Source organism: Pseudomonas sp. 008 (genome assembly GCF_016861935.1).
Lineage (GTDB): Bacteria > Pseudomonadota > Gammaproteobacteria > Pseudomonadales > Pseudomonadaceae > Aquipseudomonas.
The window spans coordinates 181,603-195,360 of sequence record NZ_BOMA01000011.1 but is presented as its reverse complement, the minus strand read 5'-3'; the positions used below and the strand labels follow the sequence as shown (position 1 = coordinate 195,360).

General features: G+C 58.9%; 12 protein-coding genes and 1 tRNA gene. 9 read left to right on the top strand and 4 right to left on the bottom strand.

The annotated features are described in order from the left end of the window. The first annotated feature begins 57 nt into the window (after nt 1-57). The 4 genes from JUI81_RS22040 (at nt 58) to JUI81_RS22025 (ending at nt 3,957) form a co-directional block, all read left to right on the top strand. A complete protein-coding gene (locus JUI81_RS22040) occupies nt 58-399 on the top strand; it encodes a ribonuclease E inhibitor RraB (RefSeq protein WP_018925210.1) in 342 nt (113 codons plus the stop codon). 379 nt (nt 400-778) lie between these two features. After that, the gene (locus JUI81_RS22035; protein WP_007902187.1) at nt 779-2,188 is read left to right on the top strand and encodes a circularly permuted type 2 ATP-grasp protein; all 1,410 of its coding nucleotides are present in this window, start codon (nt 779-781) and stop codon (nt 2,186-2,188) included. A gap of 12 nt (nt 2,189-2,200) precedes the next feature. Next, nucleotides 2,201-3,151: an alpha-E domain-containing protein gene (locus JUI81_RS22030; protein ID WP_026286340.1), complete on the top strand. Its 951-nt coding sequence runs from the start codon at nt 2,201-2,203 to the stop codon at nt 3,149-3,151. Beyond that, entirely contained in the window at nt 3,148-3,957 is an 810-nt protein-coding gene (locus tag JUI81_RS22025) for a transglutaminase family protein (protein ID WP_019579718.1), read from the top strand. The genes JUI81_RS22030 and JUI81_RS22025 overlap by 4 nt, the downstream gene beginning before the upstream one ends. A gap of 165 nt (nt 3,958-4,122) precedes the next feature. Here the strand turns inward: JUI81_RS22025 and JUI81_RS22020 are convergent, their stop codons facing one another. After that, entirely contained in the window at nt 4,123-4,950 is an 828-nt protein-coding gene (locus tag JUI81_RS22020; protein ID WP_019579719.1) for a cytochrome c, read from the bottom strand. Between the two features lie 580 nt (nt 4,951-5,530). Between JUI81_RS22020 and JUI81_RS22015 the strand changes: the two genes are divergently transcribed. The 3 genes from JUI81_RS22015 (at nt 5,531) to JUI81_RS22005 (ending at nt 9,767) form a co-directional block, all read left to right on the top strand. Beyond that, on the top strand, nt 5,531-6,736 hold the full coding sequence (locus JUI81_RS22015; protein WP_204125027.1) for an acetyl-CoA C-acetyltransferase: 1,206 nt from the start codon (nt 5,531-5,533) through the stop codon (nt 6,734-6,736). A gap of 38 nt (nt 6,737-6,774) precedes the next feature. Beyond that, entirely contained in the window at nt 6,775-8,919 is a 2,145-nt protein-coding gene (locus tag JUI81_RS22010; RefSeq protein WP_096479803.1) for a 3-hydroxyacyl-CoA dehydrogenase NAD-binding domain-containing protein, read from the top strand. A 107-nt stretch (nt 8,920-9,026) separates the two neighbouring features. Beyond that, nucleotides 9,027-9,767, top strand: coding sequence for an amidotransferase (locus JUI81_RS22005; protein ID WP_028941068.1), 741 nt, complete (start codon nt 9,027-9,029; stop codon nt 9,765-9,767). A gap of 132 nt (nt 9,768-9,899) precedes the next feature. Here JUI81_RS22005 and JUI81_RS22000 read toward each other — a convergent pair whose 3' ends face one another. The 3 genes from JUI81_RS22000 to JUI81_RS21990 all read right to left on the bottom strand — a co-directional run bounded on the left by JUI81_RS22000 (nt 9,900) and on the right by JUI81_RS21990 (nt 12,644). Continuing rightward, nucleotides 9,900-10,871: a magnesium and cobalt transport protein CorA gene (locus JUI81_RS22000; RefSeq protein ID WP_028941069.1), complete on the bottom strand. Its 972-nt coding sequence runs from the start codon at nt 10,869-10,871 to the stop codon at nt 9,900-9,902. Between the two features lie 146 nt (nt 10,872-11,017). Beyond that, the gene (locus JUI81_RS21995; RefSeq protein ID WP_018925219.1) at nt 11,018-11,740 is read right to left on the bottom strand and encodes a 1-acylglycerol-3-phosphate O-acyltransferase; all 723 of its coding nucleotides are present in this window, start codon (nt 11,738-11,740) and stop codon (nt 11,018-11,020) included. A 214-nt stretch (nt 11,741-11,954) separates the two neighbouring features. After that, a complete protein-coding gene (locus JUI81_RS21990) occupies nt 11,955-12,644 on the bottom strand; it encodes a crotonase/enoyl-CoA hydratase family protein (protein WP_019648239.1) in 690 nt (229 codons plus the stop codon). 308 nt (nt 12,645-12,952) lie between these two features. On the opposite strand from JUI81_RS21990, the gene JUI81_RS21985 reads away from it, so the two are divergent. Next, a tRNA-Ser gene (locus JUI81_RS21985) sits at nt 12,953-13,042 on the top strand. A gap of 315 nt (nt 13,043-13,357) precedes the next feature. Then, the gene (locus tag JUI81_RS21980; protein WP_007940783.1) at nt 13,358-13,540 is read left to right on the top strand and encodes a hypothetical protein; all 183 of its coding nucleotides are present in this window, start codon (nt 13,358-13,360) and stop codon (nt 13,538-13,540) included. The last annotated feature ends 218 nt before the right edge of the window (nt 13,541-13,758 follow it).

Genomic DNA, 13,758 nt, shown 5'->3' with positions numbered 1-13,758 from the left:
GCATCGAAAGTGCAGGGAATACGGAAAGTCTATCCATCAGTCTGAGGGGGACGTTTCATGAGCACAGCCTATCAAGAAGACATCAGCAGCAGCGTGCTGCGCCGCATGAAAGAAGGCGGTTTCGATTTTTCACGATTCCATCCCATCGAGTTCTACGCCATTTTCCCGGACGAGGAGCGGGCACGCAGGGCGGCAGGTCATTTTTGTGGTGAATCCTTGAATGCCCAGATCAGCGCGCGTGACGACGGCGCGTGGTCGCTGGAACTGAGCAAAGTGATGTACGCCACCTACGACGGGATCGGCGACTTCGAGCAGGACTTCGAGGCAGTGGTCGAGCCTCTGGGCGGCATCATCGAGGGATGGGGCGTCAAACAGGAGATACGAGGGCTACTCGCATAAGCTTATGAACAGTGACACTTAGTAACGGCTGACCTTTGGGTTGGCCGTTTTTGTTTCAATCTTTTTATTTCGCCACATTTCAAACGGACAAAAAAAAGCCACCTGAACAGGCGGCTAAAGGGAAGAGCGATCAGTTTTCCAGCGAATGCACGGATTATCCGCATCTCCCTCCCGAGCAGTGAAATCAACTCTGACTATGCTGCTGATAGGCGACAGCATTGCTTCGCCATGAAGCGGGGGCGATCAGGGTGGGGTATTTACCGCACAGGATTGGTGCGGTGCGTGCGGCGACATTATCCAACTGATTGATATCAAAGCGTTTCTGCCTATGGCACGGGCCTTGCGAAGGCCTGGATGTCCGTGTGACAAGGAGTACGGCATGATCCGCACCTATTTTGATGAGATGTACGATGCCGGCGGCCAGGTCCGTCCGCATTATCGGGAGTTTGCCCGTTGGCTGGCCGAAACGCCTGACGAGCTTTTGGCACAACGGCGACGCGAGGCCGATCTGTTATTTCATCGTGCCGGGATTACCTTCACGCTCTATGGTGATGAGCAGGGGACAGAGCGCCTGATTCCCTTCGACACCATTCCCCGCAGCATCCCCGCCAGTGAATGGCGGGTCGTCGAACGCGGCTGTATTCAGCGGGTCAAGGCATTGAACATGTTCCTTGCCGACCTCTATCACGAGCAGCGCATCATCAAGGCCGGCATCATCCCGGCCGAGCAAGTGCTGGCCAACGAGCAATACCAGTTGGCGATGCAAGGGCTGGATCTGCACCGCGATATCTATTCGCATATTTCCGGCGTCGACCTGGTGCGCGATGGCGACGGCACCTACTACGTGCTCGAAGATAACCTGCGTACTCCCAGCGGCGTGAGCTACATGCTCGAAGACCGCAAGATGATGATGCGCCTGTTCCCCGAGTTGTTCGCGGCCCAGCGCATCGCACCGATCGACCACTACCCGAATCTGTTGCTCGACACCCTGAAAAGCTCCAGCCCGATCGACAACCCGAGCGTGGTGGTGCTGACGCCGGGGCGTTTCAACAGTGCGTTTTTCGAGCATGCGTTCCTCGCTCGGGAAATGGGCGTTGAACTGGTGGAAGGCGCGGACCTTTTCGTGCGCGACGACAAGGTGTTCATGCGCACCACGGACGGGCCGAAAGCGGTCGACGTGATCTACCGTCGCCTCGACGATGCGTTCCTCGATCCGCTGGCGTTCAACCCCGATTCGATGCTTGGCGTTCCAGGGCTGCTGTCGTCCTACCGCTCCGGCAATGTGGTGCTGGCGAATGCCATCGGCACCGGGGTCGCGGACGACAAGTCGGTGTATCCCTTCGTCACGGACATGATTCGTTTCTACCTCGATGAAGAGCCGATCCTGAAGAACGTGCCGACGTGGCAGTGTCGTAATCCTTCTGAACTGTCCCACGTGCTGGCCAACCTTCCGGAGCTGGTGGTCAAGGAAACCCAAGGCTCCGGCGGTTACGGAATGCTGGTGGGGCCGGCGGCGACGGCGGCGGAAATCGAATCTTTCCGCGAGCGGATCAAAGCCAAGCCCCACGCATACATCGCGCAACCGACGTTGTCGTTGTCGACCTGTCCGACCTTTGTCGAAAACGGCATCGCACCGCGCCACATCGACCTGCGTCCGTTTGTATTGTCTGGCCGCGAAACCCGGGTTGTGCCCGGCGGTTTGACCCGTGTCGCCTTGCGTGAAGGCTCCCTGGTGGTGAACTCGTCCCAGGGCGGCGGAACCAAGGACACCTGGGTGGTCGAGGATTGAAGGAAGCTTGCCATGTTAAGTAGAACTGCCTCGGATCTGTACTGGATGTCGCGTTACCTGGAGCGGGCGGAAAACCTCGCGCGGATGCTCGACATCAGTTATTCGCTGTCGCTGATGCCCCAGGACGGTCGTGGCGACGGCTTGCACGAACTGGCCATGCCGTTGCTGATCACCGGCACCCTGGACGATTACCTCGCGCGCCACGGCGATCTGCATGCCGAACGGCTGCTGCATTTTTTCGCCCTGGACGCGGCCAACCCGGCGAGCATCTACAGCTGCCTCGGTGCCGCACGAGCCAGCGCCCATGCGGTGCGTGGGCGAATCACCGCCGACATGTGGGAAAACATCAACGCCACCTGGCTGGAAATTCGCGGGATCGCCGAGCAGGGCTTGAGTCGCTACGGCATGAGCCGTTTCTGTGAGTGGATCAAGGAACGTTCCCACCTGTTCCGCGGCGCTTGCTACGGCACGATCATGCGTAACGACGCGTTCCGCTTCATTCGTCTGGGCACCTTTATCGAAAGGGCCGACAACACCTTGCGCCTGCTTGATGCCCGTTACGAAATGGCCGGCGATCAAGCCGAAGCCGTCAGTGACGGTACGGCCCACGCCTATTACCAATGGAGCGCCTTGTTGCGGGCCTTGTCATCGTTTGAGGCCTACACCGAAATCTACCGCGACGCCCCCGGCGCCCGGCATGTGGCCGAGCTGTTGTTGCTGCGCGCCGATGTGCCGCGATCCCTGCGAGCCTGCACCGAAGAGGTCGATCAGATTCTCGCTCAACTACCGGGGGCCAACGGCCGTCCCGCACAACGCCTGGCGGCGGAAATGGACGCGCGCCTGCGCTACACCGGTATCAACGAAATCCTCGACGAAGGCCTGCACACCTGGCTGACCGAGTTCATCCCGCTGGTGCGCCAGTTGGGCAATGCCATACACAGTTCCTATCTGGAGGCTGCATGAGACTTTCCATTAGCCACGAGACCGCCTATCACTACGAAGATCAGGTGCGGGCGAGCATCCAGTACCTGCGACTGACACCCCACGACAGCGAGCGCCAGCACGTGCTGAGCTGGCAACTCGACCTGCCGCGCCCGGTGCGCGCGCAACTCGATCCGTTCGGCAACATCCTGCATGTGTTGACCCTGGACGAGCCGCATGAGGCGATCATCATCGGCGCCCGTGGCCAGGTCGATATCGACGAGCTGCGCGAAGCCGAGCACGAGAGTCAGTCGGCGCTGCCGTTCCTGCGTTTCACCCGGCTGACCGAAGCCGACGAAGCCCTGCGCGCGTTTGCCGAGAAGGCGTGCAAGCAACGGCGGGATCGCACGGCGCTGATCGATTTGATGCATGGCTTGAACCAGCACATGACCTACACGCCGGGTTCCACTGAAGTGGAGACCAGCGCCGCGCAAGCGTTCGCCGGGCGTTCCGGGGTCTGCCAGGACCATACCCATGCGTTTCTCGCCTGCGCCCGCAGCCTGGGCATCCCCTCGCGTTATGTGTCGGGGTATTTGTACAGCGAGAACAGTGAACACCTGGCCAGTCACGCCTGGGCGGAAGCCTGGCTGGATGACGCCTGGTATAGCTTCGATGTAACCAACGAACTGGCCCGGCCTGAACGTCACTTGAAACTGGCCGTGGGCCTGGACTACCTCGACGCCTGCCCGGTGCGCGGCATGCGCCGTGGCGGTGGGTATGAGCAGATGCATGCCAAGGTGTTGGTCTCGCCGACGCCTGCGCCGGTGATCTCCGTCCAACAGCAGTAGCAGTCATTCATTGTGGCGAGGGAGCTTGCTCCCGCCGGCCGATCCGCGACCGGGCGCAGCAGTCGCAAACCCGGCGAATGCGGTTTGCCTGACGGATCGCGTCGCCTGATTTGAGGGCCGCTTCGCGCCCCAGCGGGAGCGAGCTCCCTCGCCACAGGTGGATGTTTACTTGGCCGTAGACACCTTGCGTCCCGCCATGTGCTTCAAATACCCCACCAACAACTCCAGATCCCTCTCCGGCAATACCGTCGGCGAGAACCCGGGCATCTTCGCCTGCGGCCACTGGCGCAAGCTCTGCGGGTCACGAATGTAACGCTTGAGGAAATTCGCGCCGAAATACTCGGTCGGGTTGAACGGAATATTCAGGTCCGGTCCGAACTGCGCATCCCCCGCGCCATTGAGTCGATGGCAGGCCAGGCAGTTTTTCTGAAACAGCGCAAAGCCTTTGTTCACCGGATGGTCCGCCTTCAGCGCGGGATCGGGGAGCAGGGCAGGGAAGCGTTCGGCCACCGGGGCCATGCGTTTGATACTCGCGACCTCGAACGGCCATTGCTCGGGGCTGATATTGCCCGCCTGCGGATCGGTCCAGACCAGGTAAAACGGCCCTGCACTATGTTTGCCCTCGGACAGCGGCGGCCACGGCTTGGCCGGGTCTTCAATCGCCAGCCAGGCCTGCGCACCCTGAGTATTGAGCAACGGCGCGGCGGCCAGTTCGGCGGCAAAACCGTCCAGAGCTACCGCTTGCAGGTGATCGTCAGGCTTGGTGCCCGTCAACAACGCCGCCATCGGCACGGCGCGATAGCTCATGTCCCGTTTGTAGGAAACGTCGTTAGTGATCGTGATGGTCTGAACCTGAGGATGCTTGAGCAATTCATCGGTCTGCCAGGTGCGAGAACTTGCACCCAGCTCAAGGTTCAGCTGTGCGGCGGACAGAGGCGTGCTGAGCAGCAAGGCCCCCAACAGAATGAGCGCTTTCAAATGATCGTCGTCCATGTCGTGGAAGTGCCGTAAAGGTTGGCACAGCCAAGCAGGCCCGGATAGCGAGCCAGTCACATTTTTATCAGGTGTAATGAAAACCCCCGCTGCTCGATCAGCCAAGCACCTTGGTCAGGTTCGGCAAAATCAACAACAGCGTAGTAGCAAATAGAATGAGCCCGGCTTGACGTACTTTCGAATGTTTGAACATGGCTTGACCGCCTTTTTTGTTATTTCCTGGTTGCCTGCCTGCATATCTCCATGACGGCAGAGCGCTGCACTTCCTGTAGGACGAGAGCCTCGGCAAAACCCGACGACAACTTCGTACAGGTTTACATTAGGGCCCGCGTCACGCTTGGCTTAGATCCATTTCGTATGGAATTAGCGCTGATCGCTGCCAAAAAGACATGAGGCGTATGGCCAGCTTCTTGGGCGCCCGTTGGCTAGACAGCTTGGTGACACGAATCGATTAATCCGATAGCTGACTACCGTTCGTCTGAGCGTGACCGTCAACGCCTATGAGCGCTGTGGTCATTGAATCCACGGCTGCTCGGCATAAGGTGAGGGTATAGAGATCACCCTCAGGTTCGAGAACGCCATGACCCAAGCTTTGATATTCGACGCGTTACGCACGCCCCGTGGCAAAGGCAAGGCCAATGGCGCCTTGCACAGCGTCAAGCCAGTGAACCTGGTGGCCGGGCTGCTGACGGCGTTGCAGCAGCGCACCTCCCTGGACACCAGTCAGGTCGACGACGTGGTGCTTGGCTGCGTGACGCCTATCGGTGATCAGGGCGCCGACATTGCCAAGACCGCCACACAAGTGGCCGATTGGGACGTCAGCGTGGCGGGTGTGCAACTCAATCGCTTCTGCGCGTCGGGGCTGGAAGCAGTGAACCTGGGTGCGATGAAAGTGCGTTCCGGCTTCGAAGATCTGGTGGTGGTCGGTGGCGTCGAGTCGATGTCCCGCGTGGCCATGGGCAGCGACGGCGGGGCCTGGGCGCTGGACCCGGAAACCAACTTGCGCAGCCATTTCACACCCCAGGGCGTGGGCGCCGACCTGATCGCGACAATCGAAGGTTTCAGTCGTCAGGACGTCGATGCCTTCGCGTTGCACTCGCAGCAGAAAGCGGCGCGGGCTCGGGCGAACGGATCGTTCAACAAGTCGCTGGTGTCGGTGCAGGACCAGAACGGCATTATCCTGCTCGATCACGATGAGTTCATTCGCGCCGATTCGACGATGGAAGGCCTGGGCAGGCTCAAGCCGAGTTTCGAAATGATCGGGCAAATGGGCTTCGACGCCACGGCATTGCGGGTGTACAGCCAGGTCGAGCGGATCAACCACGTTCACACACCGGGCAACAGTTCCGGGATCGTTGATGGCGCGGCATTGATGCTGATCGGCTCCGAAGCGAAGGGCCGGGCACTGGGTTTGCAGCCACGGGCGCGGGTCGTCGCCACGGCGGTCACCAGCACCGACCCGACCATCATGCTCACCGGCCCGGCGCCGGCCACCCGCAAGGCACTGGCCAAGGCCGGGCTGCGAGTCGAAGACATCGACCTTTTCGAAGTCAATGAAGCGTTCGCCTCGGTGGTGCTCAAGTTCATCAAGGACATGGCCATCGACCCGGACAAGGTCAACGTCAACGGCGGCTCCATCGCCATGGGCCACCCGCTCGGCGCCACCGGTTGCGCGATTCTCGGCACGCTGCTCGATGAACTGGAAACCCGGCGCCTGCGCTATGGCCTGGCGACATTGTGTGTCGGCGGCGGCATGGGCATTGCCACCATCATCGAACGCCTCTGAGCCTGCCTTTAAGAAAATCCGACTCAAGGAAAATTGCCATGACCCAAGCCATTCGTTACGAAAAGGGCCAGGACCGGATCGTCGTCCTGACCATCGACATGCCGGGCCAGAGCGCCAACACCATGAACGCGGTCTACCGCGAGGCCATGGCCACCTGTGTCGAGCGCCTGGTCGCCGACAAGGATGCGATTGCCGGCGTGATCATCACCTCGGCCAAGAAAACCTTCTTCGCCGGTGGCGACCTCAATGAACTGATCAAGGTCGGCAAGCCCGAAGCCCAAGCCTTTTACGACATGGTGCTGACCCTCAAGGGCCAGTTGCGCACCCTGGAAACCCTTGGCAAACCGGTGGTTGCCGCCATTAACGGCGCGGCGCTCGGCGGCGGCTGGGAAATCTGCCTGGCGTGCCATCACCGTGTAGCGCTCGACAACCCGTCGGTGCTGCTTGGCCTGCCGGAAGTCACCCTCGGCCTGTTGCCGGGCGGTGGCGGGGTGGTGCGCATGGTGCGCATGCTGGGCATCGAAAAAGCTCTGCCGTATCTGCTGGAAGGTAAGAAAATCCGTCCGCAACAGGCGCTGCAAGCGCGGTTGATCGACGAGTTGGCTGTCGATCACGATGAGCTGATGGCCAAGGCGCGGGCGTGGATTGCTGCTCATCCGGTTGCTGTGCAGCGCTGGGATGTGAAGGGTTATCAGATCCCTGGCGGTACGCCGTCGGATCCGAAAGTCATGCAGATGCTGGCCATCACGCCATCGATCCTGCGCAGCAAAACCCAGGGCTGCCTGCCCGCACCGGAGAAAATCCTCTGCGCCGCAGTGGAGGGCGCTCAGGTGGATTTCGACACCGCGCATCTGATCGAAACCCGCTACTTCACCGAACTGACTACGGGCCAGGTGTCGAAAAACCTCATCGGCACCTTTTGGTTCCAGCTCAATGAGATCAATGCCGGCGGTTCGCGACCTCAGGGCATAGCGCCTTACGTGACGAAGAAAGTCGGCGTGCTCGGCGCCGGGATGATGGGCGCGGGCATCGCATTTGTCAGCGCCTCGGCCGGTATCGATGTGGTGCTCAAAGACATCAACCTCGTCGCGGCAGAGAAGGGCAAGGCTCACTCGGCGGCGCTGCTGGACAAGAAGGTTGTTCGGGGTCAGTTGAGCCGGGAGCAGCGCGAGGCGATTCTGACGCGAATCCATACCACTCAAGACGATGCGGATCTGGCCGGTTGTGATTTGATCATCGAAGCGGTGTTTGAAGATCGCGAGCTTAAAGCCAGGGTCTCATCGGCAGCGCAAACCGTCGTCGGCCCGGACGCGGTGATCGCCTCCAACACCTCGACGTTGCCGATCAGTGGCCTGGCCACCGCCGTGCCAGACCAGAGCAAATTCATCGGCCTGCATTTCTTCAGTCCCGTGGAGAAAATGCCGTTGGTGGAAATCATCAAAGGCGTCCATACCAGCGACGAAACCCTGGCTCGCGGTTTCGATTTCGTCCTGCAAATCAAGAAAACTCCGATTGTGGTCAACGACAGTCGCGGTTTCTTCACATCGCGGGTGTTCGGCACCTTTACCAACGAGGGCATCGCCATGCTGGGTGAAGGGGTGAGTGCGCCGATGATCGAGACCGAAGCGCGCAAGGCCGGCATGCCTGTCGGGCCTCTGGCGATCTCCGACGAAGTTTCCCTCAGCCTCATGAGCCATATCCGCGAGCAAACCGCCAAAGACCTGCAAGCGGAAGGGAAACCGCTGATTGAGCACCCGGCGTTCGCCGTGATTGACTTGCTGCTCAAGGAATTCAAGCGTCCGGGCAAGGCTGCTGGAGGTGGTTTCTACGATTACCCGGCCGCCGGGCAGAAACATTTGTGGCCGGAGCTGAAAACCCGCTTCGAGAAAGCTGACGGGCAGATTTCGCCTAAGGATGTGCGTGATCGACTGCTGTTCATCCAGGCCATCGAAACCGTGCGTTGTGTAGAGGAGGGCGTGCTGACCTCGACGGCGGATGCCAACGTTGGCTCGATCTTCGGCATCGGCTTCGCGGCCTGGACCGGCGGTGCGCTGCAATTCATCAACCAGTACGGTGTGAAAGACTTTGTTGCCCGCGCCCAGTACCTGGCCGAGCAATATGGCGAACGCTTCACGCCGCCTGCGCTGTTGCTGGAGAAAGCCGCCAAGGACGCGTTGTTCTAAGGGGCGTTCTAAGGGACCGATGACGCCTTCCGGGGCTTGCCTTGCCACCGTGTTTCAAGGCAGGCTCTGGGGCGTGCATTATTCCCACCATGTGTCAGGTATTTTTTATGTCGTTACGCATCTGCATTCTGGAAACCGACATCCTGCGTCCGGAACTGGTCGATCAATATCAGGGTTACGGGCAGATGTTCCAGCGTCTGTTTTCGCAGCAACCCATCGCGGCCGAATTCAGCGTGTACAACGTGATGCAGGGCGAATATCCAAGCGATGATCAGACCTTCGATGCGTATCTGGTCACCGGCAGCAAGGCCGATTCCTTCGGCACCGACCCATGGATTCAAACCCTCAAGACGTATCTGCTGAAGCGCTACGAGCGTGGCGACAAACTGCTGGGCGTGTGCTTCGGTCACCAACTGTTGGCGCTGCTATTGGGCGGCAAGAGCGAGCGGGCGACCCAGGGCTGGGGCGTCGGCACCCACAAATACAAACTCGCGGCCAAGGCGCCGTGGATGAGCCCGGTGAGGGAAGAGCTGACGTTGCTGATCAGTCACCAGGATCAGGTCACCGCGCTGCCGGAAAACGCTACGGTGATTGCCTCGAGCGATTTCTGCCCGTTCGCCGCCTACCATATTAACGATCAGGTGCTGTGCTTCCAGGGGCATCCGGAGTTCATTCACGATTACTCACGGGCGTTGCTGGATATTCGTCAGGAAGCGCTGGGCGAGCAGATTTATTCGAAAGGTATGGCGAGTCTTGAACACGAGCATCACGGCACTACCGTCGCAGAGTGGATGATGCGGTTTGTGGCGCACAAGCCTGATGCTGGACCGGTTGAAGCTAAAAGCTAAAAGCTTCGCGAGCAAGCCCGCTCCCACAGTAGATCCTCGGTGTGCACACGATGGGTGACACACTGAGAATCCCTGTGGGAGCGGGCTTGCTCGCGAATGGGGGCAACCGGCTCTCACTGAAAACACGCGGCTCTACAACCATCCTGACCGCTTGAAACTCGCCCACAAACCGACGCATCCAACGGTAATAAACCCCAACACCGCAAAATACCCGTAATGCCAAGTCAACTCTGGCATGTCCTGGAAGTTCATCCCGTAAATCCCCGCTATCGCCGTCGGAAACGCCAGAATCGCCGCCCACGCCGCAAATTTGCGCTGCACCACGCTCTGGCGCGACGCCTCAAGCAACACCCCAACCTCGATGGTCTGGCTGGCAATGTCCGCCAGGGTCGTCAGGTCTTCCATCTGCCGCGTGACATGAATCTGCACATCGCGAAAATACGGGCGCATGTTTTTGTCGATAAACGGAAAACTCAGCTTTTGCAGTTCCTCACCGATCTCCACCATCGGCGCCGCAAACCGGCGCAAGCGCAATACATCGCGACGCAGGCCGTGGAGTTTCTGGATATCGCGCTCGTTCAGCGAACCGCAGAGGACATTGCTTTCCAGCTCATCGATCTCGGCATGAATCGCTTCGCCCATCGGCTGGTAGTTTTCGATCACGAAATCGAGGATGGCATAGAGTACGAAATCTTCCCCATGCTCCAGCAACAGCGGACGTGCCTCACAGCGTTGTCGGACATGGGCGTAGGACGCCGAGTGACCATTGCGCGCGGTAATGATGTAACCCTTGCCGGCGAAGATATGCGTCTCGATGAACTGCAATTTGCCTTCATGGCGGATCGGCGAATATGTGACGATGAACAGCGCATCGCCGAACGTTTCCAGCTTCGGTCGACTGTGTTTTTCCAGGGCGTCTTCGATGGCCAGTTCGTGCAGGTTGAACTGGCGTTGCAGGTTGAACAGCTCCTGCGCATTGGGCTCTTCGAGGCCGATCCACACAAAGTGGCCAGGCTTGGCAGCCCAGGCCGCACCTTCGTCAAGCGTGATATTGGTGACTTTCTTACCAGCGCTGTAAACCGCAGCAGCAACGACTCTACCCATGATGATTCACTTCTTATCGGTCGCTTTCTATTGGTAAAGACTGGCGGTGCCAGGCAGGTTTCAGCTTAACCTTGTCTACTGCTTGAGAGTCAGCAAAATCGGGAGAGTTCGCAGGCAAAAGAAAACCCGCACAGGGCGGGTTTCATTCAGGCGGCTTGCAGTTGCCGATCCATCGAGTCGATGCACTCACGCATCTGTTCGCGGCACTGGGCGATCAACATCGGCATGTCATCCAGACTCAATCCAGCCGTAGGAATTGCCGGCAACGAACGGATCAGAATTTTCCCACTGCGCCAGCGGTTCAATCGCATGTGTTTGACGTAACTGCTGACACACACCGGTACGATTGGCACACCGGCGGCAATCGCCATTTGGAACGCGCCTTTCTTGAACGGCAGCAGTTCTTCGCCAAGGTTGCGGGTGCCCTCCGGGAAGACCCAGATCGAGGTGTCTTCATTCTGCAAGGTGTGAGTGGTGGTCAGCATCGACTGGCGTGCCTTATGCGCATTGCCACGGTCGATCAACACATTGCCGGCCAGCCAGAACAGCTGCCCGAACAGCGGCACCCACTTCAGGCTCTTCTTGCCGATGCACACGGTGCGGCGGGGCACCACATTGCCGAACACAAACAGGTCGTAGTTGGACTGGTGGTTGGCGATGATCACGCAGCTGTCGGGTTTATCCATCAACGGCCCGACATCGGCCTTCACCCGCAAACGCAAAATACACATCGCGGGCCACGCATACAGACGCGCGCACAAACGGCTGTTGTCCGGATTGAACGGGCGGCACAGTCCGAGAATCACTCCGAGCACACCGGCCAGAATAAAGTGCAGGCCCATCAATAACATACGAAACACAAACAGCATTTAAAGGGCCCACCGGCACAAAAGGTGGCGCAGTGTACGGATGTGCACTGTTTTCGGCAATTGCCGCTATAGAAGAGGGAGATAGCCGATGTTTGAGCGCATGTTTCCGACTTGTGGGTCAGATGCGGCCTAGAGCGGTTGTAAGGTTTTAAACCAGACACCCAAGAAAAAGCCCGACACGACGGTCGGGCTTTTCGGTGCAACGCGTTCGGGCTTAGCCCATGTGCTCCTGATCCAGGATGATCGCGTTGTCCAGCGTCTCCAGCAGCGCCTTGCGCGTTTTCAGCTTGGTGTTCTTGTGGGCGATCATGTTGAGCTTCTTCAACTGACGAGCCGCCGCCAGCGCCGCGTCTTGCAGCTCTTCGGCCGACACCACCTTATCGAGGAAGCCGGCATCCACGGCGCTTTGTGGGTTGAACATCTCGGCATTGATCACCGCGCGATGGAACGCCGACTTGCGCAGACGATCACGGGCCAGTTCGATACCGGCATGGTGCATGGTCATGCCGATCTGCACTTCGTTCAGGCCAATGCTGAACGGGCCATCGACACCGATGCGGTAGTCAGCCGACAACAGAAGAAACGCACCCTTGGCCACCGCATGCCCAGGACACGCCACGACCACCGGGAACGGATGCGACAACAGGCGACGAGCCAGGGTCGAACCCGCAGCCACCAGCGCCATGGCCTCGTTAGGGCCGGCCGTCATCACCTTCAAATCATAACCACCCGACAAAATCCCCGGCTGACCGGTAATGATCACCACCGCCCGATCCGCTACCGCCCGATCCAGCGCAGCGTTAAACGCGACAATCACGTCTGGAGAGATGGCATTGACCTTGCCATTGCTCAAGGTCAGGGTCGCGATACCGTCTTCGAGATGGTAGGAAATCAACTCACTCATGACGCCAATCCTTCTAATAAAGTAGGGCAGACGTTACCCACCGCTGTAGGCCAGGTAAAGCGCCGTGACTGACCCGCCAGTCACCCTTTTCCCGCCCGCCAGGCACAGCCCGCCCCATCCACCGCGCATTGGCCTCTATATAGAAGGGGAGGTGAAGCCGGAGATTGGCAGGTTTGCCATGCCCTTGAACGCCCCCAAAGCGTTAATCGCGTTAAGCGCATGAAAATTCTGAAAAAAATATTTGCCATCAGAAAAGCTTTCGACTACATTAGCGCGCCTCGACAGACTGAATAAGTTTGACGAGATACGGTGAAGTGTCCGAGTGGCTTAAGGAGCACGCCTGGAAAGTGTGTATACAGGAAACTGTATCGAGAGTTCGAATCTCTCCTTCACCGCCAAATTCGATGTACACAAAACCCCTGATTTCGAGAGAAGTCAGGGGTTTTGTGGTTTCTGGCGTCTGGATTTTATGCATGGCGGTATCAGCGAAGGCGCTTCCGAAATTGATGTAGGACGATGGATAGGCGTGTGGGAAGCAATGCTGGAAAGCCATATGGTTTGGGGGCTTTCATAGGTTTTAGCACCTCGCATGAGCCGCATCGGGAGGGGGTATTCGTTTTGCGCCTTTAAGGTACAAAATGACCCAAAGGGCAGTGCACACGACGCGCCCCATTATCCGGAACGGACGCACGCAGGTTATGCAGGAATTCACCATGAAGCAGGCGGAGTTGGAGAAGGTTCACGTGGAAATCGTCAAGCTGATGGCTGAGCAGCGCAAGCTGAATGCCGAAGCGGGCAAGATGACCCGTGAAACTTTTTGGTACCCGGTAGCTGTTGCGACTGGCTTGATCGGTACGGTGGCGACTGTCACTGCGGTGTTGATCAAGCTGCTCTGACCCCCTGATTCTTTCGATGCCGTGAAAGGCTGATTCACCTCGCCTCGCGATCCGTTCGGTGCGAGTTTTGTGTATGAAGGGATTCATGAGCGATTTACTCGATTTCATCAGTGCGCTGTGCCAGGTATCCGATTGGACGCCATCACGCCCCAGGCGGGTATTTTCACGACGGTTCGTGTTCTTTATGGTGCTTGTAGCGGCATTCGAGTTGGTATTAC

Coding starts and splice junctions, on each gene's coding strand:
- JUI81_RS22040 (WP_018925210.1), top strand. CDS start 58: ATGAGCACAGCCTATCAAGAAGACATCAGCAGCAGCGTGCTGCGCCGC.
- JUI81_RS22035 (WP_007902187.1), top strand. CDS start 779: ATGATCCGCACCTATTTTGATGAGATGTACGATGCCGGCGGCCAGGTC.
- JUI81_RS22030 (WP_026286340.1), top strand. CDS start 2,201: ATGTTAAGTAGAACTGCCTCGGATCTGTACTGGATGTCGCGTTACCTG.
- JUI81_RS22025 (WP_019579718.1), top strand. CDS start 3,148: ATGAGACTTTCCATTAGCCACGAGACCGCCTATCACTACGAAGATCAG.
- JUI81_RS22020 (WP_019579719.1), bottom strand. CDS start 4,950: ATGGACGACGATCATTTGAAAGCGCTCATTCTGTTGGGGGCCTTGCTG.
- JUI81_RS22015 (WP_204125027.1), top strand. CDS start 5,531: ATGACCCAAGCTTTGATATTCGACGCGTTACGCACGCCCCGTGGCAAA.
- JUI81_RS22010 (WP_096479803.1), top strand. CDS start 6,775: ATGACCCAAGCCATTCGTTACGAAAAGGGCCAGGACCGGATCGTCGTC.
- JUI81_RS22005 (WP_028941068.1), top strand. CDS start 9,027: ATGTCGTTACGCATCTGCATTCTGGAAACCGACATCCTGCGTCCGGAA.
- JUI81_RS22000 (WP_028941069.1), bottom strand. CDS start 10,871: ATGGGTAGAGTCGTTGCTGCTGCGGTTTACAGCGCTGGTAAGAAAGTC.
- JUI81_RS21995 (WP_018925219.1), bottom strand. CDS start 11,740: ATGCTGTTTGTGTTTCGTATGTTATTGATGGGCCTGCACTTTATTCTG.
- JUI81_RS21990 (WP_019648239.1), bottom strand. CDS start 12,644: ATGAGTGAGTTGATTTCCTACCATCTCGAAGACGGTATCGCGACCCTG.
- JUI81_RS21980 (WP_007940783.1), top strand. CDS start 13,358: ATGAAGCAGGCGGAGTTGGAGAAGGTTCACGTGGAAATCGTCAAGCTG.